16 protein-coding genes are annotated in these 20,332 nt (G+C 52.1%); 5 read left to right on the top strand and 11 right to left on the bottom strand.

All coding sequences use genetic code 11. The features are described from left to right. Positions 1-313 precede the first annotated feature (313 nt). Positions 314-685: a glycine zipper family protein gene (locus METLU_RS25980; RefSeq protein WP_051300040.1), complete on the top strand. Its 372-nt coding sequence runs from the start codon at positions 314-316 to the stop codon at positions 683-685. A 120-nt stretch (positions 686-805) separates the two neighbouring features. On the opposite strand, the gene METLU_RS0120600 is transcribed toward METLU_RS25980, so the two are convergent. Continuing rightward, positions 806-1,986 (bottom strand): IS3 family transposase gene (locus tag METLU_RS0120600; RefSeq protein WP_231383713.1). Its coding sequence is split into 2 segments (ribosomal slippage): positions 806-1,719 and positions 1,719-1,986, totalling 1,182 coding nucleotides; the frame shifts between segments, so codons are not numbered across the junction. A 949-nt stretch (positions 1,987-2,935) separates the two neighbouring features. Between METLU_RS0120600 and METLU_RS26920 the strand changes: the two genes are divergently transcribed. After that, a complete protein-coding gene (locus tag METLU_RS26920) occupies positions 2,936-6,319 on the top strand; it encodes a bifunctional diguanylate cyclase/phosphodiesterase (protein ID WP_196806572.1) in 3,384 nt (1,127 codons plus the stop codon). 226 nt (positions 6,320-6,545) lie between these two features. Here the strand turns inward: METLU_RS26920 and METLU_RS25970 are convergent, their stop codons facing one another. The 5 genes from METLU_RS25970 to METLU_RS0120560 all read right to left on the bottom strand — a co-directional run bounded on the left by METLU_RS25970 (position 6,546) and on the right by METLU_RS0120560 (position 10,712). Continuing rightward, the gene (locus tag METLU_RS25970) at positions 6,546-6,860 is read right to left on the bottom strand and encodes a transposase (protein WP_051300036.1); all 315 of its coding nucleotides are present in this window, start codon (positions 6,858-6,860) and stop codon (positions 6,546-6,548) included. A gap of 108 nt (positions 6,861-6,968) precedes the next feature. Continuing rightward, a complete protein-coding gene (locus tag METLU_RS0120580) occupies positions 6,969-7,325 on the bottom strand; it encodes a hypothetical protein (protein ID WP_027159878.1) in 357 nt (118 codons plus the stop codon). A gap of 369 nt (positions 7,326-7,694) precedes the next feature. Then, on the bottom strand, positions 7,695-8,222 hold the full coding sequence (locus METLU_RS0120575; protein WP_027159877.1) for an REP-associated tyrosine transposase: 528 nt from the start codon (positions 8,220-8,222) through the stop codon (positions 7,695-7,697). A gap of 169 nt (positions 8,223-8,391) precedes the next feature. Next, positions 8,392-8,901, bottom strand: a complete 510-nt coding sequence (locus tag METLU_RS0120565) for a hypothetical protein (protein ID WP_027159876.1) — start codon at positions 8,899-8,901, stop codon at positions 8,392-8,394. Further along, positions 8,895-10,712, bottom strand: a complete 1,818-nt coding sequence (locus tag METLU_RS0120560) for an RHS repeat-associated core domain-containing protein (RefSeq protein WP_027159875.1) — start codon at positions 10,710-10,712, stop codon at positions 8,895-8,897. The genes METLU_RS0120565 and METLU_RS0120560 overlap by 7 nt, the downstream gene beginning before the upstream one ends. Positions 10,713-10,720: 8 nt before the next feature. On the opposite strand from METLU_RS0120560, the gene METLU_RS0120555 reads away from it, so the two are divergent. Then, complete coding sequence (locus METLU_RS0120555; RefSeq protein ID WP_027159874.1) at positions 10,721-10,957, top strand: hypothetical protein; 237 nt, start codon at positions 10,721-10,723, stop codon at positions 10,955-10,957. Positions 10,958-11,174: 217 nt separating this feature from the next. Here METLU_RS0120555 and METLU_RS0120550 read toward each other — a convergent pair whose 3' ends face one another. The 3 genes from METLU_RS0120550 to METLU_RS0120540 form a co-directional block, all read right to left on the bottom strand. Continuing rightward, a complete protein-coding gene (locus METLU_RS0120550; RefSeq protein ID WP_331271291.1) occupies positions 11,175-11,423 on the bottom strand; it encodes a PAAR domain-containing protein in 249 nt (82 codons plus the stop codon). 78 nt (positions 11,424-11,501) lie between these two features. Next, positions 11,502-12,086, bottom strand: coding sequence for a DUF6931 family protein (locus tag METLU_RS0120545; protein WP_036243341.1), 585 nt, complete (start codon positions 12,084-12,086; stop codon positions 11,502-11,504). Positions 12,087-12,099: 13 nt separating this feature from the next. Next, positions 12,100-14,094: a type VI secretion system Vgr family protein gene (locus METLU_RS0120540; RefSeq protein ID WP_027159871.1), complete on the bottom strand. Its 1,995-nt coding sequence runs from the start codon at positions 14,092-14,094 to the stop codon at positions 12,100-12,102. Positions 14,095-14,262: 168 nt separating this feature from the next. Between METLU_RS0120540 and METLU_RS0120535 the strand changes: the two genes are divergently transcribed. Then, positions 14,263-15,717, top strand: a complete 1,455-nt coding sequence (locus METLU_RS0120535; protein WP_027159870.1) for a type VI secretion system contractile sheath domain-containing protein — start codon at positions 14,263-14,265, stop codon at positions 15,715-15,717. A 51-nt stretch (positions 15,718-15,768) separates the two neighbouring features. Continuing rightward, entirely contained in the window at positions 15,769-17,670 is a 1,902-nt protein-coding gene (locus tag METLU_RS0120530) for a serine/threonine-protein kinase (RefSeq protein WP_027159869.1), read from the top strand. Positions 17,671-17,730: 60 nt separating this feature from the next. Here METLU_RS0120530 and METLU_RS25965 read toward each other — a convergent pair whose 3' ends face one another. Then, positions 17,731-18,555 (bottom strand): alpha/beta hydrolase family protein, encoded by an 825-nt coding sequence (locus tag METLU_RS25965; RefSeq protein WP_231383661.1) that lies wholly within the window; start codon positions 18,553-18,555, stop codon positions 17,731-17,733. A gap of 363 nt (positions 18,556-18,918) precedes the next feature. Next, complete coding sequence (locus METLU_RS25960; RefSeq protein WP_051300034.1) at positions 18,919-20,268, bottom strand: tetratricopeptide repeat protein; 1,350 nt, start codon at positions 20,266-20,268, stop codon at positions 18,919-18,921. Between the last annotated feature and the right edge of the window lie 64 nt (positions 20,269-20,332).

The raw sequence follows: 20,332 nt of genomic DNA, 5'->3' as shown, positions 1-20,332 counted from the left end.
ATTATTACTGGCCTTACTATTCAATTCCTCCTTATTATTCCGCAACAGTCAATCCTCCTGTTTATATAGAACAAGGGACTGTACCTAGAATCCAGCCACTCGAATCGAACAGCTGGAGCTATTGCTCAAATCCCGAGGGATACTATCCCCATGTGAAAGAATGTCCGGCAGGCTGGGTGAAAATTGAGCCTCAACCCGTCGGGCAGGAGCCCGGCTATTGGTATTACTGCACCAAACCAGCCGGTTACTATCCTTATGTCAGAAATTGCTCAACTAGCTGGCAAAAAATTGTTCCTTAACGGAGGCGTGCCCAATGCCACAGATTCTGATAATCCTGATTTCCGTTTTCGTGCTCAGCGCATGCTCGACGATGCCAAGCGGTCCGAGTATTTTGGTACTGCCAGGCACCGGTAAAAATTATGATCAGTTCCATAATGACGATCTGATGTGCAGGCGCCTTGCCTATGAGCAAATTACTGAATCGCAAAAGGAGCCCGATTCCAAGGAAGAAGGTCAACAAGATTATGACATCAGTTACATCCAATGCATGTACAGTAAAAAACATCGAGTTCCTGTGCCGGGCGGGTTAACGTACGGTACTCAGCAGGAGTGGCTTGCGCCGCCACCTCCTAATTTGCCTGCGCCGCCTCAAACAACCAGGCCAGAGCCATCCCGCAGCGACTAAGCGCTTAATGACTCTGCCATGCTGACTATTTGAGTGGCAGACCCGGTTATGCTGCCGACTTTTGTAAGTAAAACGGTGTGAGTTGACTGGAATTAGGCTAAACGTGATGTTGTGTAGTGGTCAAGTTTTTTCGGACACCTGAATAGGTTGTTTTTCTGTCATTTTTCGCTCATAGTCGTTGGGCGACAGATAGCCCAGCTTGGAGTGCAATCGCCGGCTGTTGTAAAAATTGACGATATAGTCGGTAACATCGCGCATGGCTTCTTCGTGATTCGCATAATCCTGCCGCCAAACCCGTTCCATTTTCAGGTTCAGAAAGAAACGCTCCATGACACTGTTATCCCAGCAATTACCCCGACGACTCATGCTGCCTTGCAAGCCGTATCGAGCCAATAAGTCCCGATAATCCTGGCTGGCATACTGGCTACCCCGGTCGGAATGGACAATCAGGCCCGGCGGCGGCTGGCGCTGACAGATAGCCATCTGCAAGGCCGAACACACCAGTTCCGCCGGCATGTTGGGTGCCATGGCCCAGCCTACGATTTTGCGCGCATACAAGTCCAGTACGGCGGCCAGGTATAGCCAGCCGCTCCGTGTGCGAACATACGTGATGTCCGCCACCCAGGCCCGATTCGGTGCGGCCGGTTCAAACTGGCGATTGAGCACATTGTCGAACACAGGCAGATTATGCCGGCTGTCGGTGGTATGGACAAACTTGCGCTTCCACACCGGCTTGAGCTGATGATCCCGCATCAAGCGGCGCACCCGGTAGCGGCCGATCCGAATACCATGAGCGTTTAAGGCGCCCTGTAGACGCCGACTGCCGTAACAACGCCCATTCGCTTCGAACACGCTTTGTAACTGTACCGTCGTAGCGCAGACCGCTGCCGGCCGCCGGGCACGATATTGAGCGGCATAATAGCCGGAACGGCTGACGTCCAGGACCCGGCAGCTATGCTGAACCGGAACGGCCTTCTGTTGCAACTGATGAACCAGCCGATAGCTCACTTCAGTTCCCGGGCAAAGAAGGCCGAGGCTTTTTTTAATATATCGTTGTCCAGCCGCAGTTGCCGGTTCTCAGCTTCCAACTGACGAATGCGTTGCTGCTCGGCGGTCAATGGCTTGCCGATATCCGTCTTGCCAGCCAGTTCCGCATCCACCTGTCTTAGCCAGCGCCTGACGGCCGTCTCGCTCAGATTCATATCCTGGCAAACCTGGCTGACGCTCAGGCCTTGATCTTTGATCAATTGCACGACTTTAAGCTTGAAGCAGGCATCGAATTTTCTACGTTTTTGAGTCATCATTTTCTCCGTTTAGGTAGGGTATTTTCCTCCTATAACGGTGTCCATCAAAATTAGACCACTACAGTTGAAACGCTTGTAGTAAAGGTTTCCTAATGAGTTAGAGCACTTACCCGTTACTTGAAATCAACTGATATTGCTGAAATTGAGTTTTGTCGATAACAGACATACCAGAAAATGCCCTGCCCTCATTCAGAAGACCTGCGCCTCGTTCGCGATTGATGCGCTTCACTGCGCTCAGCGCATCTTATGCAAGATTCAGATTTTGGGAAGTCATTTTTAGCCAAATCCTAAGTCAGCGCGATCTATCAAGTTAGCCCGGCCTTTGTCTCCAGAGTGCATCAGTGATCTTTTGTCCAAATTCTTAAACTGAACTGAGGTTAGATTAAGGAAGTTCAGGGTTCATGTAAAAATGCGAACTGTTTCACAAAAAAAATGAGAACCTATTCACGTAAATAATTAATAATTAATTAGTACTAATTAATAATAAAAAAATAATGCTTTTTATTTTGCAAAAATATTTCCCACTGGGCTGTTTTAGGTCGATAAAAGCGCAATCACTATCCATTTCCAGCCTGAATTTCCGCCCATTCAAACAGATCTCCCCGACTTTCAATGCGAGAACTGCTTTCAGACAGGTGCTCTTATATTTTTTAAAGCCGGTAGAGCATTGCCATCACCGTATAGTTTGATGGCGCTTTACAACCTCAATATCTTCTTTCTGCTAATAGGAATTTGTTGTCTGTTGGCTACAAGACGACAGACATGCGCCGAAGAAGCCGAAAATGTGCCCAATTAAAGACAGGACACAGCATCGCTCCCTCACTAGACTTTACCAAAGCCAAAGCATATGACGAACCTCGCTCAATTGCTCTCTACCGTTCGCCGGTTGCATTTGCGACCCTTGCCGTTATTTTTGTTATGTTCATGCCTGGTTATCGGGGGAGCATTGGCGATAAATAAATGGGTTGAAAATCGCGAAAAGGCAGACATGCAGGGAACGCTGGCCAGCATCGGTCTGCTCAAGGTCCGCCAGATCCGCTCGTATCTCGCCGAGCGCGAGGCGGACGCAGCGGTCATATCGGATTTGTTGCGTGCCGCACCGAACTGGTTGATTGAGTCAGGCAGTCACCCGCCTCTCGCGTTTCAACAGACTATCAATTCCATTGCCAGAGCTTATCGGTACAGATCTATTCTGGTACTGGACACTCGGACGAATGATCTGAATGTCCGACTAGCCATCGGCCAAAACGGCGGATTAACCACTAAAGGACAAACCAATGCGCTGCAAGCGATGCATGACCGCGCTTCGGTCGTGAGCCTTTATGCCGCTGACCCGAACGCGCCGGGAAAGGCCGTGCTGGATATCTTCGTCCCCATTCTTAACCAAGACAAAACAGGCGTCCTAGGCATAGTCGTGATGCGTAGTTATTCCGATTACCTGTTCGACTTGCTCCAATCCTGGCCAGTGGAGAGCGAAACGGCCGAAACCCTGCTTGTCACCCAGTATGGAAACGAAGTGCAGTTTCTTAATGAACTGCGTCACAGGAAGAACACTGCCCTCACGCTGCGCATTCCTCTGAGCAACAAGGCCAGTTCTCCGGCTTGGCCAGCCATTTCGGCCATTATGGGGCAGTATGGCTCATTGGAAGCCAATGACTATCGCGACAAGCCGGTACTGGCCTACACTTTACCGGTTCCCAATATACCCTGGAGCATGGTAGTCAAGATGGACACCGACGAAGTATTGCAGCACAGTCATCGTCTGCGATGGCTCGCCGTCAGTCTTTCCATGCTGTTAATCGTATTCTTTGCGGCATTGATCTGGCAGTGGTGGGCAAGAACCAAGGCGGATCATCTAGCGAATGACAAACTGCGCGAAACGGAAGCTAACCTCAATCGAGCCCAGGCGGTGGCGAGTGTCGGCAGCTGGCTGATGGACGTGCGCAGCAATGTATTGAGCTGGTCTGAGGAAAACTACCGGATTTTTGGCGTGCAGCCAGGGACTCCCGTAACGTATGAAACGTTTCTCCACTGCATACATCCCGATGATCGGGCATTCGTCGATCACCGCTGGCGGGCGGCCTTGCAAGGCCAGCCTTACGACATCACGCATCGCTTGATCGCTAATGGCCAGCTGAAATGGGTGAGAGAGCATGCAGAGCTCCATTTCGACCCAAATGGGCAGCTGATCGGCGGGATTGGCACAACGCAGGATATTACCGAGCACCAGATGCTGGAAAACGCGCTGTGTCAGAGCCAAGAGCAATTCATGAAGGTATTCGATGAGGCCCCGATCGGCATGCTGATATGTGATCTGGCGTGCAAGAGCATGCAGAGCAATCGGGCGCTACAAAAAATCTTCGGCTACAGTGAAGCAGAACTGCTGAGCATCCCTTTCCGGCAAATAATCCACCCTGATGACATGGATAGCGTCGTCGAGTCACACAGGAGGTTACTGCAAGGCAATGGAGATTCATACCAACAGGAAAATACACGTTACTTGCGTAAAGATAACGAAGTAATTTGGGTTCGGGCCACCACGGCATTAGTGCGTGATATTCAGGGCAAGCCATCCTTTACCATCACCATGTTGGAAGATGTGACCGAACGTAAACAGGCCGAAGAAGACATGAAACTTGCTGCGCTGGTCTATCAGTCCAGTAGTGAAGCGATACAGGTGACGGATGCAAACAACCGCATCATTGCTATCAATCCTGCCTATACGGAAATAACGGGTTACACAGCGCAGGAAGTTATTGGCAAGAATCCTGGTCTGCTCAGATCGGACCGCCATGACAAGGCATTCTATGAGACCATGTGGGAGGAACTCAACAGTACTGGCAGATGGCAAGGCGAGGTCTGGAACCGCCGTAAGAACGGAGAGTGCTACGTGGAATGGCTTTCCATCAGCACTATTTATCACGCCGATGGTTCCGTTCATCGTCGAGTGGCACTCTTCTCGGACATTACCGCAAAGAAAAAGAATGAGGAGCTTGTCTGGCATCAAGCGAACTACGATGGACTTACCGGCCTGCCTAATCGCCACATGCTCCATGATCGCCTGGAGCGAGCGATCAGGAAGGTCCATCGAGTGGCATTGCCTTTGGCGCTGCTCTTCATCGACCTCGACCGATTTAAGGAAGTCAACGACAGCCTGGGACACGAGATAGGCGATATCCTGCTTAAGGAAGCTGCCCAGCGCATGGAAAGCTGTGTACGCGAGTCTGATACCGTGGGGCGTTTTGGTGGCGATGAATTCGTGATTATTCTCAGTGAACTAAACGGTATCGATTGCATAGAGCGTATTGCTGACAGTCTATTGGCCAAACTAGCCGTACCGTTCAGACTGGGGAGCGAGATGATCTACATCTCGGCCAGCATCGGGGTCGCCTTATATCCGGATGATGCCACGGATGAGGCGACTCTGCTGAGATTCGCTGACCAGGCGATGTATGCGGCCAAGAGCGAGGGCAGGAATCGCTTTCACTATTACCTGCCCGTGATGCAAGAGACTGTAAATGCCCGGATGCGGCTGGCCAATGATATGCATACTGCGCTGTCGGATCATCAATTGAGAGTGTATTACCAGCCCATCGTAGATCTGGCCACAGGTAATATCCGCAAAGCAGAGGCGTTGCTCCGGTGGCAGCACCCCACGCTTGGACTAGTCAGTCCCGCGGACTTCATCTCGATCGCTGAAGCCACCGGAATGATCATCCAGGTCGGTAACTGGGTGTTTTATCAGGCAGCCGCGCAGGCAGTTCGCCTGCGGGCAAACTATCATCCAGAGTTCCAGATCAGCGTCAACAAGTCGCCGGTACAGTTCATGGGCGATTTCGACAATCACTCCAGTTGGTTCGATCACCTGAAGGCATTAGCCTTGCCCACGCAAGCCATCGTGATTGAAATCACTGAGGGTTTGCTGATGGAGACTAAAGATCGAATCAGCAGCCAACTACTGACTTTCAAGAATAACGGAATATCGGTGGCGCTTGACGATTTTGGAACAGGATATTCATCGTTATCGTATCTTAAGAAATTCGACATTGATTACATCAAGATTGACCAGTCCTTCATACGCAATCTTGCTGTGGATATTTATGACATGGCGCTGTGCGAGACGATAATCGAAATGGCACATAAACTTGGCATCAAGGTGATCGCGGAAGGAGTGGAGACCCAGGATCAATACATGTTACTGAAACAGATGGGATGCGATTTCGGTCAAGGTTATTTCTTCTCAAAGCCGCTGTCACCGAAAGCATTTGAAAGAATGCTTCATAGAAGAGAAGAGAAAAAACTGTCCAGAGACACAGGCGCTGTGGCATGAAGCGTAAACGAGCCAGCGCTCTTTGGTCAGCGAGTATGCCGTGGAGGTTCGCCCCGGGATCATTATCAAAAATGCGTTTAATGGCTTTAGCCAGCCTTTGATTAGCCTGATTTCTATCGGAAATCGGTCGGTGTCTCCAGCGGTGAGCCACTACGTGAAACCGATGCCATGCGGCACAGCATAGCCGTGGGGAATTGATTTTCGTGAGCCCTGATCATGGCGGACTTCATTCATTTGGGTGGTTTCGCGAAGTACCCAGAGGGCATAAATACGCGGCCGCCTTGTTTAGGCAAGCCACTTCCTCTTCAAGACGGACATTTTCTCGTTTGAGCCGCGCTATTTCAGCGTGTTGAAGCGTCTGATCTTCGCACGACTGCCCCGTTTGACGGCGTTTGGTTCGCCATGAATACCCCATCGATTGGGAAAGCCCTAAATCCTGAGCTACCCTGGGGATACCATCGCGTTCCAACGCCTGTTCTTTAAACGGGGCTGTATATTGACTACGAACAGCAGGCGCAGTTGATTCTTTTTTGTTTTTCATTGTTGACCTCGGGTCCAGAGATTCCTCTCTTAACCGAGTGTCCGCTAAGGCTCCGTTTGTTGGTGGATTGCCAAGGCAAATCCACCCTACGATTCATCCTCCATACGATCATGGTAATAAATGCGCCTCACGAAGGAATGCCTCCACCACAATGCGAGGAACGCCGGTCAACCTAGACATTTCTTCAACAGGTACATAACCCGCTCTAATCCAAATAGTCGCGAGAGACTCCGCACACGTTCTACGCAAGGAATCGTCTAATTTTGGCGACTCTATGGCTGAAATTAGAGCTTTTTCGGCACGAAATTGATCAGGCGAATTCGCCAACTCCTCTGCCGCGTCATCTCGCCAAGCGTCATTGGCGAAATTCATCAATATATCGACCAGATTATCTACAGGGCTGTAGGTCATGTTGCGGCGCAGCGGTTGCGTGACGATTCCGAAGCCGGGAATGCTCTGCCGCATATCCAGACCTATGCGAGAAAAGGGGTCAGACACGATTTCATTTCGAGCCTTCCCAAGCGGCAGGTTTATTTGCGGAATGAGACGGTCGAGTCAATTGGCTGGCTGTCAGGCCATGGCCGTTCCCTACCTTTACAAAGTGCAAAGATCGGTCTACATTCAGTCTATTAAATTGAAGCATACCTGATTAAGATGTTACTCATTTACGAAGGAATCCTTACCATCCCCCATAGTAGCGTAGGGCGGTTTCGCGCAGCAAACCGCCATTTCGAACAGGCCAGTAATATCGTGGAACATGACGGTTTCAAGGCTCCGTTTGTGGTGGATTGCCAAGGCAAATCCACCTTACGATTCATCTCTCTTACGGTCATATCATTCCGCCGCTGTCGGCAAATCATCAGGGATGCCGCACCAATCTGTAAATAATAGCCCATCCGCAACATAACGGTGGAATGTCGAATACGGCCAATCGGCAACCTGTTTCACATAACCGTGTTTTAACGGATTAACATGGATGTAATCGATATGGCGGGCATAATCCCGTTCGTCACGGATCATATGCTCCCAATAGCGTCTCTGCCAAATGCCCCGCTCGCTGCGTCGTTTACGGACTGCCGATAAGCGTTCGGTCGCTGGCAGACCTTTGGAAAACAGCAGTTTTATCAAGCGCCAACGAAGCGGGTAATCATCGGTATCAGGCGGCAGAGTCAAGACGCAGTGCATGTGATCCGGCAAAACCACCCAGGCATCAATATAAAAGGGATGCAACCGGCGCACCGTGCGGACGGAATCGCGTAACAGATCGATATGGTCGGTCAACAGAGTCCGTTTGCGTTCCAGCAAATTGACCGTAAAGAAATAACAACCGCCCGGCACAAAAACCCTCCGATAATTCGGCATAAAACCTCCCTGTCATCAAATCAATATGGAAAAGCGTAGGGCGGTTTCGCGCAGCAAACCGCCATTTCAAGCAGGCCAGTAATATTGCGGAACATGACGGTTTCAAGGCTCCGTTTGTCGGTGGATTGCCAAGGCAAATCCACCATAAGATTGATCCACCGTACGGCCATTACTTTAAAGTATCAATACATTGTCCAGAAGCACCAAAGCCACAATAAATATCTAATAAAAAAATACTTGAACTTTTTGCAGAAAATCCACCAATACCAATTAATCCTCGTTTTTTTGAGAATAAGAATCTAATAGTATTATTTCCTTCTTTCTTATCGATCAAGAATATTTGATCTTTTAAACCAAAAATCTGTAACCGTTTGTTTAGATGAGATATATATTCAATTTCATTTATACGCCAGCTATTTAATGAACTCGAAAGGTTTTTGGGGACATGGAAAGAAAATCCAGGTGCTTCAATACAAATATATTTGCTTTTTCTATCACAAATTACCGCTTCAATAAGGACATCGTTAATCCCAAAAGTATTAGGATTAATTTGTATGCTAAAAGAGTCTGATGGTTTTATCGGATCTACATAAAACCATTGCTGAGCATAAGCATTTGAAAGTAATCCCTGAACTAAAAGAAATTTAACTAAAAATAAAATCTTTTTCTTAGCTAACATCCACAGTCTCCATTAATAAAATTAGATGCCCAATTGTCAGCATCTATTTCGCCAGGGTGTGTAGTTGCATTCCCAGATAATCTGTCTCGTACGTAATTTGGATCTTGCTTATAAAAAGAATTATTTGCTTCCATTAGATGACGAAATTCATGATAAAAAGTATGTGTTCTTCCGTCCGTTGAGTTGAAAAACCAAAAATTAAATTGTGTTGTTTGAGAGCTATATAAAGTATCGGCTGCATTCTTCCCTCTCTTAAGTGGATCATCAATATGTGGATCGACATAAACAACCCAATTATCAAATATTTTCTGCAAATACTCTTTATTCCTATTGCATTTGTTTATCTTATCTTGCAATGATTTACCAAGATCATTTAGCAATTTTTCACGTTGCCCAGCGGGAGATTGCACATATTCCTTTCTCGCATTGTAATATTCTTCAAATGAAGAATAATTTGATGGATTAGGTCCACCACCTTTCACTTCAAACAATCCTGATGGATCACTCCAATTAGCTGGATTCCCTCTGACATAGGCATACCTGTTGACACCATCCAAAAGCCCAATCGGATCCGCCGTCACATACCGCCCCAGCCCCGGCTCATAATACCGATGCCAGTTATAATGCAGCCCCGTCTCCGCGTCCTCGACCTGCCCCGGCAGCCTCAAATCCGAACTGATCGTCGGCCTGTCTAGAGTCGCCGCCGGCGTCGTGATCGTCGCCCGCCCAAAGACATTGTACTGCGCCGACCAGACCACATTGCCATTCTTGTCCGTCGCCTGTATCGGCGTCTCCAGATGATCATGATGGTAATAGGCCACGGTATCATCGCCATTGCTGTTTTTCGTTTTCACGAACAGCAGGCCGGTAGTGAATTCGGCATCGGGACGCGGGGCGTATTGGCTGGCGATGGCGGGCTCGGCGTTTGCAGACACCGACTCGTTGGCGTCGAGCGTGATATCCTGCCGGCTTTCCGCGATCAGCCCTTCATCGGCATACAGATAATAACTGCGCCTAGCCTGAGCCAATGTATTGCCGCTCCGGTCCCGATACTGCTCCTTCCAGATCCGGCGGTCAAACAGGTCGTAGCCGTAGCGGGCAATCAAGTTGCCGCTGCCGTCCTTGACCTCGATCAGGCGGTTCTGGGTGTCGTAGCCGTACTGCCGCACTTGACCGATTTCGCTCTTGCGGATCAGGTTGCCGGAATCGTCATAGTCATAACTGACCGCATCCAGCAGCAGGCCTTTGTCGGTCAGGCGGTTGTTGGCGTCATAGTTCCAGTCGCCCAGCACGCGGCTATGCTCGGTACGATTGCCGACCGCGTTCAGCGTGAAGGTTTCGGTGTCTTGCCCATTGCCGGCATCGGTGCTGGACTGCGTGAGCCGCAGTTCGTCGTCGTAGCTGAAGCTGCCCGACACCGTGCCGGTAACGCCGGCTGCCGTATCGCTGCGCGTGCGCGAGATCAGCTCCTGGCGCTGGCCATAACGGTTGGCCAGGTCCAGCAGCGTCTGCTGGCCGGGGTTTTTGACCTTGAGGCCTTCCAGGTTCAGCAGGCCATCGTAGGTCTTGTTCTGCACCGAGCCGCCGGGCAGGATGACCGAGGCCGGCGCCATCCAGTTGAACTGACTGACGCTGAGGATGCCCTCGCCGGGAATGGCTACGCTTTCCAGCTCGCCATGAGCGCTGTAACCGTAGTCGATTTCCGTGCCGTCGGCCCAGACCAGCCGGGTCTTTTTGCCGGCCGGGCTGTATTGGTAGCTGTAGCTCAGCGTGTAGGGCAGCCAGTTGTTCGCATCGTAGGTATATCGCAAGGCTCAGTATGACTGAAACCGTGATAGCAGGGCCGGCCCAGCAGAATGGAAGGCGCGCTATCCTGCGCTATCAGCTTCAGTATTATTGGATTGCGCGAAGTTGGGTCATCCGCGATCCATCGCTTCTGTTGCCAAGGGATGCCATCACCGTCCAGATAAACGTGCTATGTTTTATTCGTTGTGTTTTTGCTGATAACGGCACGACGATAGATTTGATGCGCGAATCTATCGCTTCTGATCGTTAGTTCTTCAAAACCATAGCGCTTGCCGTATAGGCAAAACGCTCGGAAGGCGTCGCACATGAGCTCAGCAGCAGAGCAAACACTCATACATAAGGGTGCATTTCCATATAGTTAAATCACCGATCCTGCTATTTGCCGTGCTCGCTCTTGCCAGATTCCGCTGATTTTCAGGTCAGGCTTTCATAGATAATCCGCTAGCCGAAGTCTGGTGAGCGCTTTTTCATCCGCCAATCAACACAGTTGGATAACCGGCAACAATAACCCCTCCATGTGCAGTCGAATCCCCCAGCCTGGCCGCCGGCATATTGCCGATCATGACAGTAGCCGAGCCCTTTACAATGGTATCGGGAGGACCCACGCAGACAGCCATGTCGCCAACCCTGGCTGCAGGCATATTCCCAATCAATACTGTCGGCTGTCCCATGGTGACAGGGCCTCCCACATGAGGCACTGGCCCGGGATTAACCATTGGGCAGACATGCAAATCAGCGATTCTAGCGGCTGGTTGCCCCATTGACTTACCTCGGTTTGTTTATCTTTGCAGAAATCATTGCACTGCTCTACCATCACCACCGTTGGCTATGTGGATGCCTTGTTTCAAAAAAAGCTGGTAATTGGCTTTGATTTTGTCCACTCCACTTCGCGCCGCCGCTAGCATGACAGCGCCGATGACGGCCTTGCCGGTTAACTCATCGGCGGGCGGAACGATGACGCCCTTCGCAGGGGAAATACTGCCACCGCTCCAAAATACAGCTACGGCCGCCCAACCGGCAGGGGTTTTAAATTGAGTGGCCTCGGCTGCCAGCAGGGTTGGCTGCCGATTTTCTTCTGTCGGCCTGTAAACCCAGGCTTCAGCCATTTCAACGGCCTTAACGTCCGCCAGAGAAGGCGATTCGCCCAAGGTATGGCGGACACATAAACAAGCCCACCATATAGCTTCCCGTTTGGGTAAGGCAACGGCCAGAAAACGCACGGCATCAGGATAAAACTCTTTTTCAATCAATTGCTGAAGATATTGCGCAGGCGCTGCATCATCCTGCAACAATTGCATTGCTTGCTCATCGAGCTCGACCAGATTACAAATGGCGGAGGCTGTCGACTGTTTTATTTTGGCGAAATTCATCTCTATCATGTTTGAACCCACACTAATTGATCATGGTGATGCCGCCTTTCAGCGTCAGCATGCCGTCGCCGTTGACCGTGGTCATGGGGCTTTTGGCGTCCAGTTTCGCATCGCCCTGAACCGTCACCATGATGCCTTTGATCGTAATGCCGGATTGATCAATCTTGATGCTGTTGCCGCCGACTTTCAGTTCGATCGATGTCATCGCTTCAATCGTGCTCTTGCCCACATCGACCTTGACCGAATGGTCGCCCATTTTGACGCTTTTCGTATCATTGCCCTGATCGATCGTCGTTACGCGATTGCCCTGTTTAACGTTCAGCAGGTTATCACCGGTATCGACATTGGTTTCGCGCTTTCCCAGCTTAACAGTCAGCGTATCGTTGCCTTCATTCAGGGTCACGGTTCTGTCATTCTGGATTTCGATAATCTGATCGCCTTTATCCTTCTTGCTCAGGCCGATTTTGCGCGTTTCGTTGTTTTCGATGACGCAGTTGAAATTCTTTTCCGCATGCACGTAAACTTCTTCGGCATCCTTTTTGTCCTCGAACCGGATTTCGTTGAAGTTCTCGGCGGTGCCTTCCTTGCTGCTGCGCGTCTTGATGCCGCTCTGGGTCTGGTTGGCCGGCAACTCGTAAGGCGGCATCTGATCGGCATTGTAGACTCTGCCGGTTATGATGGGCTTGTCGGGGTTGCCTTCAAGGAAACTGACGATCACTTCCTGGCCTATGCGCGGCAGCGAGATCCAGCCCCAGTTCTTGCCGGCGGTCGGGAACGATACCCGAACCCAGCAGGAGCTGTTTTCATCGTTCCCGCCTTCCCGGTCCCAGTGGAACTGCACCTTCACGCGGCCGTATTTATCGGTCCAGATTTCCTCGCCGGCCTTGCCGACCACAATGGCCGTCTGCGGCCCCTGCACGAACGGCACGGGCGTGATCCGCCGCGGCCGAAACTGTTGTTCCGATCGGATGGCCGTAAAGCCGCAATCATACAGCAGTTCCGCCGGCGCACCGTCACTACGGTATTGGTTGGACTCGATCAGGAAATCGGTCGACACCACTACATGCTTGGCGTTCTCCTGTGCGCTGTAGTGATCTTTCAGGGTAAAGAGCATGCCGGCCGCCAGTCCCCGGGCATTGCCCTTGCCGTGAATGATCCGGTAATTGGTCTGAAGCTCATCCAGCCGGACATTGGCATAGTTCTCGCCGGCGGCGGATTCCGTGTAGCCGCCCGGATAATCGTAAAATTCGCCGCTGGCATGGGCGTGCGAATTGTTGCCGGTAAATTTGGCCAGGAGATTGGATTTCGGTTTCTCGAAATCAAAATCATTCAGCACATAACTGCCTGGTTGCACTTCGTGGTGGTTATGCCACTCGAAAATATGGTCCCGTGACCGTCGGCCGGTATTTTCGGGCGGGAAATAGGGAATCTCCGCGTAATCGGCAATGGTCTGGTAAGCGCTGATCGCATCGGCGATTATCAAGGTATGCTTGTCCTGCTCGTGCTTGAAAAAATAATGAATGCCCTCGTCTTCCATGAGGCGACTGACGAAATTGAAATCGCTCTCCCGGTATTGCACGCAGTACCCGCGGGGCTTGTAACTGCCGTTCAATTCAACTTTAAGGTCACTGAAGTGGTTCAGGTCAAACACCTTTTTGATAATGTCCGGAACAGACATATCCTGAAAAATCCGGCAATTGGCGGTGCGCGTCAGAAACCAGAGCCACGGGCGGAGCACTGCGCGGTAAAGATAAAACTCGCCCTGCGTGCCATGATGCCGGAACTGCGTCACGAAACCACTGTAATAACGAATGCCTCCGGCCGGTAACTCCACGGCAAGCGTCATGGCCTGGCCGAGAATTTTTGTGGCATCTATCTGTTTTTCTTCACTGAGAAGATCTATTTCATATTCGAAAAGCCTGCCCATTTCCTCGTAGCCTTTCATGCGGCTGAAAAGCAATACATTGCGGCCTAACGGTGAAGTAACGGAACCAAATCGTGTATCTTGTGTGGCCATAGTCCAGCGTATTCCCGTGTAAACATAAATGCTGTCGATACTATCAAATTGCATCCGACTATACAAAACGATTCCTGAACACAAGCTCGACCGGAAACTTGCACAGACGCGAACATCGAACTATCTTAAGCAAGTCCGCTAATTTCCCATCGCTTTAAGGAGCCCATCATGCCCGAACAGCTAAAGTCCGGTTTCCGTTTCAGTACTGCCCCAGGCAAGATGGCTGCGTCCGGGGATTCGCCCATGCGCATACTGATGATGGGCGGTTTCAGTGGTCACCGTCATCCGGATGACGCACTGAAAAACCGAAAAATAATCGCCGTTGATATCGATAATTTTGATGACGTCATGTCCCGGCTGAGTCCCCGGCTGAATTTACGGGACATGGAAGCCGAAATCGGTTTCCGCTGCCTCGACGATTTTCACCCCGATCGATTTTATAAGGAACTGGCTGATTTTCAACGCCTGCGCCAATTGCGACAAGAACTGCGAAATTCCGCGACTTTTGAGCAGGCGTCGGCGCAAATCATGCAGGCAGTCAACGCAGCCGATGACGCCGGGCGATCTGTCGAGGCGGCAGAGGCTGATGAGCAAAAGGCATTGTTTGAGCGGCTGCTCGGAAAAGCGCCTGCGCAGGAAACGCGGCAGCAGACCACATTGGAGCGGCTGTTCAAGGACATGATCGCGCCCCATATCGTTGAGAAAACCGACCCGCGCCAGCCCGAACTGATTGCCGAAGTCGATCGGGCCACTGGCGCACTGATGCGCTCCTTGCTGCATCATCCAGACTTCCAGGCTCTGGAAGCGCTGTGGCGGTCCGCTTATGAGCTGGTTTCGCGCCTTGAAACGGGCGAATCGCTGCAACTGTATCTGCTCGACATGTCGCAGACTGAATTGGCGCAGGATCTTATGAGCGCCGGCGAGAAGCTGGAAACATCGGCCGTTTACCAATTACTGACCGGACAAGGCATCGGCCCGTCGTGGTCGGTATTGGTGGGCGATTATGCTTTCGCGGCCGCCCCGCGGGACATGCAGACGCTGGCGGCCATGGGCGCTATCGCCGCCCGCACCGGTGCGCCTTTTCTGGCCGCCGCTGACAACAGTCTTTTGGGGTGCGGTTCGCCGCCCCAATCCTCCCCTGCCTCCGCATGGCATGATATGCCTGCATGGCAGGCGCTACGCGAAAGTTCTTATGCAAAATGGCTGGGCCTGACGCTGCCGCGAATCCTGTTGCGCCTGCCTTACGGCAAAAAAACCGATCCGATCGACGGTTTTGAATTTGAAGAGCTGGCGGAGCCGGACGAGCATGCGGCCTTTCTGTGGGGAAACCCCGCTTTCGCCTGCGCAAGACTGTTGGCGGAAAGCTTTCAGGACGCCGGCTGGTCGATGTCGCCCGGCCAGCGCTTGATTGTCGATGACCTGCCCGCCTACAGTTATAAGCGGGACGGCGAAATCCACATGCAGGCCTGCGCGGAATGGTATCTGCCCGAATCGACGGCGGAAGCGGTGCTCGAGCGTGGCATCATGCCGCTGTTGAGTTACCGCAACCGCAATTGCGCCCGCCTGTTGCGGTTTCAATCGGTGGCCGCGCCTCTGGCCGGGCTTGAAGGAAGCTGGCGCTAGGCGCTCTGCCCCGGACAATCCCATCCTTAAATCATAACCAGGACAGATACCATGGACGCCCATACGCCCGTTTCGGAGACTTTACGCCCCGACGATGACGTGACGAGACTACGTCCGGAAAATCCGGCTATCGCCGCAAAAAAAGCGCGGCAGAACAACGCCGGATTTCCCGGTCATCTGACGATCCTGGATCTGATCGATCAGGGCGGCGTCGGACGCGTGCATCTGGCTTATGACGAAACGATCGGCAGACGAGTGGCAGTGAAGGAGCTGCTGGATGAATTCGCCTCCGACAGCGCAATCCATGGCGAGGTAACCAATTCGTTCGTACACGAAGCCAAGATCACGGGCAAACTCGAGCATCCGGGCATCGTGCCGGTCTATGAACTGGGCCGACGCAGCGACGGCAGGCCTTATTACGTCATGCGCTACGTCAAAGGCGAAACACTGGAGCAATCGCTCAGAAAGTGCGCGCAAACGGAAGTCGGGATGGCATTCGCGCGGCGCATCAAGTTGCTGAATATCCTGATCGATGTTTGCGACACAGTGGCCTACGCCCATTCCAAAGGCGTTATTCATCGGGACCTGAAACCCGGCAATATCATTGGCGGCAGCTTTGGCGAAACGATTATTCTCGACTGGGGCCTGGCGCAGATTCTCGATGATGACGATAACACCCATTTCTATCGCGAAGTTCTGACGCACCAGCGCCACACGCTGAGCGACACTACGACGTCCGAAGTCCTGGGAACGCCGGCTTATATGGCGCCTGAACAATTCAAAGGCATTGACGGCAAGGCCAGTGATGTCTATAGCCTTGGTGTCATTCTGTACCGGATAATCACCGGCGAACTGCCTTATCGCGGCCCGTTGCCCGACATCCAGAAGCAGATCGAGGCCGGCAAGGCATCCCCTTCGGCAAAAAAGATCAACCCAACCGCGCCGCCCGAACTGGTCGCCATCTGCGAGAAAGCCATGCACAAGAAGGCTGACGAACGATTCGCCAATGCCGGCGAACTGGCTGGCCAATTGAAAGCCTTCCGGGAGGGGCGCATGGTGAATACCTATGCCTATTCGAAACAGGAGTTGCTGCGCCGTTTTGTGTCACAAAACAAATCCATGATCGTTATGGCCGGTTTGCTGGCGATAACTGTCATCGGCGGGGCGGGCTTTTCGGTTTATTATGCCCGACAGATGGAACAGGCCAAAATACAAGCTGAGGAATCCCTGGTCATGGTGACGGCTTTCGGCGAGCAATCGCAACAGCAGGCGCGGGCGATAGCTCATGCCATCTCGGCCGGAACCAGCCGCTTGCTCTCGGACCTTAATCAGGTCGCGGCTCAAATCGACGGGCCGGATTCGGATGCGACGCGGCAACTGCTTGCTCAACTGCACAGCCGGTATCCGACATTCGAATCTTTCTCGCTTCGGAAAGCGTCCGAAATCCCGAATGTTTTTAGCAAAGACGGCGGCAATTATGTTCAACAGCATAAGGAACCTATCGTCCAGATAGAAAACGAGCGACTGATGCTGAGCTATCGCGTGCCCGTGCCGCAAGACAGCCCTATTGTCTATTGCCTCGAAGCCCGCCTGTACCCGGAAAGAGTGCTGCCTGATTTTTTTCCGCTTGGTTCCAAATCCGAGGCTCATCCCAGGAATGTCTGGATCATGCGCAGCGATGGGCTGATCATATTTGACGAATCGCCCCAATATATCGCCAGCAACCTGTTTCTTGACCCGGCCAGCAATCACTCGCCGTCGCTACAGGCTTTCGGCAGGCTGATGCTGATTGACGACGACAGCATTGGCTATTATTCCTTCATCGAAGGCAATACCGAGATCTCTAAGATTGCCGCCTGGGATTCTATTAACTTCGGTGCCGGCGAGAGCTGGAAAATCGTTGTCAATTATGCCTACATGCACAAAAAGACAACGCCGTCCCTCCTGTTCTGACAGCTGATGCCCTTTTGAAAGCGGCGGCCAAGCCGATCAGACAACTTTCTGGGACGGTGTTCATTGATCGTACAGTCTGCCGAACCCGGAAAGCCCCTCGCTGGCGCAACACGACTGGATTTTTTCAAGTATCGAAGGCCACGCTTCGGCCCAGCAGCATTGATGGTCGAAATCGCTATAGACAATAGCCTGCCCGCCGTTGCGGGATTTGACGAAGGCATCGGTAATGAACGGCGGCACGTTATCATCCTTGCCGCCGGTAAAATGAAACTGCCTGATGGAGGATGGCAGCAAGGGACCGGATACCGGGTTTAACGAACCACTGATTGGCATATAGCCGTGCAGTTCGCTCCAGGACTTGACATCAAGGTTGGCCGCCACCGTCACGACGGTTTTGACTTTATCGATGTAAGGTGCGATGAGCACTGCCAGCGTGCCGCCGCCGCTGTAGCCGATCAGCGCGATCTCATTAAAATCAGCCGTTTCAAGCCATTGGACCAGGGCCGACGCCATGCTTTCAACGACTGGCGCCGAATAGCGGTGCGATGTCCAGAATTTATTATGGCAGGGTTCAGTATGACTGAAACCGTGATAGCAGGGCCGGCCCAGCAGAATGGAAGGCGCGCTATCCTGCGCTATCAGCTTCAGTATTATTGGATTGCGCGAAGTTGGATCGTCCGCGATCCAGCGCTTCTGCAGCCAAGGCGAGCCGTCGCCGTCCAGATAAACGTGCAGCGTCTTATCCGCTGTGTTTTTGCTGATGCCGGCACGGTGATAGATCCGGTGCGCGAACCGGTCGGTTCTGAGCGTCAGCTCCTTAAGACCCAAGGCGCTTGCCGCCTGGGCAAAACGCTCGGAAGGCGTCGCGCATGAGCTTAACAGCATGGCGGATACCCATAGGTAATGGCGCATTTTCATGGAACGGATATAAGGTTGAATCTGCTCTCTTTCATTAGCGGGTTACAGGCTTTCCCTATAAACATGGATCGGATAAATTGGAGAATGACCGGTTAGCTTCAAAAACAAGCGGTGACCGATATTTCATCCCGCACGATAATAATAAAACATAATGCGCTGCTTCATGCCAATGAGCGCAACAATTCAAGGGGCTTTCCAATGAAAAAAGGCATCGCGAAACGGCGTCAAGTCATGTGGGGGGCCTAAGTTTCGACCCCTTGCTGGGGCTGGGATGCCCCTAAACAGGCTTTCGCAAAAATAGCGACTCCCCGGGTATGTGATGAGCGGCGTTTATTTTAAGGTCGCCGTCACCAGCAAGCCAGTCACGGGTTGACCGGCCTCCTTGCGCAGCACAACCGTGTCCGCCGCACGCATATCGAAGCCCCACGCCGTCAAGGTAGTCTTTATATACTCATGCGTATGCGCATAACGGCCATGAGGGTTCAATTTAAAGCCGTTGCCGCTGTTTTCGTCGCTTTTTTCCACAGTAAAAACCAGGCAGCCCGCTGAAGCCAGAGCACGCGCGGCAGCCTGTAGAAAAGGGCCGAGCTCGCCAAAGTAAACCAGTGTATCAGCGGAGACGATCACATCGAAAGCGGCTTCGTATCGGCTTAAATAGTCCACCAGATCGGCTTCGACCAGGTCGTCATAGAGGTTACGCCCCCTGGCTTTGTTCAGCATGCCGGAAGACAGGTCAACCCCGACCAGCATGCGGGCATAAGGCCGCAACAAAGGTCCGCACAGTCCGGTTCCGCAGCCTGCGTCCAGCATCCTGAGGGCTGGTCGGGGGTCGGGGAACAGAACGGATACGGCCTGCGTGACCAACTCGGGCGCCCGATAATCGAGCCTGTTCAGCACTGTGTCGAAGCTGGCCGCAAACTTATCGAAGATGTCCTGTATGTAAGCCTGTGAAGCCCGGTCGGGAATATTTTCGCCCATACAGGCGGAAAAATGGTGCCTGGCAATCGGATTTTCCGGGTCAGCCTGGATCCAGCGTCGCAAAACATCCATGGCTTGATCGGGCTGGCCCGTTTTTAACATCATCCGCCATAAACTCTCATAGGCGTATTTGTGGTGCGGTTTTATGGCAATGGCTTGCTGGTAGGCAACGGCCGCCTTGTCGTATTCGTCCTGCTCCTGATAGCTATTGCCGAGATTCTGGAAAACATCGGCATTGTCCGGGCTTAGCTCGGCGGCTTTCAGCAATGCGCGCACCGATTCCTCGTATGCGCCCAAATTTCTGAGCACCACACCCAGATTGTTGCAGGCACCGGCATGGTCGGGCGCCATGTCAATCACCTTTCGATACGTCTCGGCCGCCTTTTGCATGTCGCCTGTCTCTTTATAGATATTGCCCAGATTATTGCAGGCGTCCAGGTAGGATGGATTGATTCGGAGCGCCTGATTAACGCTGGCGATGGCCTTGTCGCTTTGGCCGGTCTGATGCAGCAGCACGCCGAGGAAATGCAGCGCGTCGGGATTATCCGGCTGCCTTGCCAGAATCGACCGATAGATTTTCTCGGCCTCGCCCAGCTGCCCCTTTTGATGCAGGCTGATCGCCGATGGTAAGGCGCTGCCCGGATTGGCCTGTTTTTGCCGCTTGCTTTGCTTGGCTGCAAGCCGTCGTTTATTGCGGTTCATAATATTCCAATTCTCGCATCTACCTGACCAGATTTACTGGTTGCTTAGTTCGGTGAATTATAGT

The sequence above is a fragment of the Methylobacter luteus IMV-B-3098 genome (assembly GCF_000427625.1).
GTDB lineage: Bacteria > Pseudomonadota > Gammaproteobacteria > Methylococcales > Methylomonadaceae > Methylobacter > Methylobacter luteus.
The sequence above is the reverse complement of the archived record's forward strand: the minus strand, read 5'-3'. Positions and strand labels throughout refer to the sequence as shown.

Excerpts from the sequence above, each read along its gene's own strand:
- METLU_RS25980 (WP_051300040.1), top strand. The coding sequence starts at position 314 with ATGCCACAGATTCTGATAATCCTGATTTCCGTTTTCGTGCTCAGCGCA.
- METLU_RS0120575 (WP_027159877.1), bottom strand. The coding sequence starts at position 8,222 with ATGCCGAATTATCGGAGGGTTTTTGTGCCGGGCGGTTGTTATTTCTTT.
- METLU_RS0120565 (WP_027159876.1), bottom strand. The coding sequence starts at position 8,901 with ATGTTAGCTAAGAAAAAGATTTTATTTTTAGTTAAATTTCTTTTAGTT.
- METLU_RS25960 (WP_051300034.1), bottom strand. The coding sequence starts at position 20,268 with ATGAACCGCAATAAACGACGGCTTGCAGCCAAGCAAAGCAAGCGGCAA.
- METLU_RS0120540 (WP_027159871.1), bottom strand. The coding sequence starts at position 14,094 with ATGGCCACACAAGATACACGATTTGGTTCCGTTACTTCACCGTTAGGC.
- METLU_RS25970 (WP_051300036.1), bottom strand. The coding sequence starts at position 6,860 with ATGAAAAACAAAAAAGAATCAACTGCGCCTGCTGTTCGTAGTCAATAT.
- METLU_RS0120530 (WP_027159869.1), top strand. The coding sequence starts at position 15,769 with ATGGACGCCCATACGCCCGTTTCGGAGACTTTACGCCCCGACGATGAC.
- METLU_RS0120550 (WP_331271291.1), bottom strand. The coding sequence starts at position 11,423 with ATGGTTAATCCCGGGCCAGTGCCTCATGTGGGAGGCCCTGTCACCATG.
- METLU_RS0120555 (WP_027159874.1), top strand. The coding sequence starts at position 10,721 with ATGACTGAAACCGTGATAGCAGGGCCGGCCCAGCAGAATGGAAGGCGC.
- METLU_RS25965 (WP_231383661.1), bottom strand. The coding sequence starts at position 18,555 with ATGCTGTTAAGCTCATGCGCGACGCCTTCCGAGCGTTTTGCCCAGGCG.
- METLU_RS0120535 (WP_027159870.1), top strand. The coding sequence starts at position 14,263 with ATGCCCGAACAGCTAAAGTCCGGTTTCCGTTTCAGTACTGCCCCAGGC.
- METLU_RS0120580 (WP_027159878.1), bottom strand. The coding sequence starts at position 7,325 with ATGCGGCAGAGCATTCCCGGCTTCGGAATCGTCACGCAACCGCTGCGC.
- METLU_RS0120545 (WP_036243341.1), bottom strand. The coding sequence starts at position 12,086 with ATGATAGAGATGAATTTCGCCAAAATAAAACAGTCGACAGCCTCCGCC.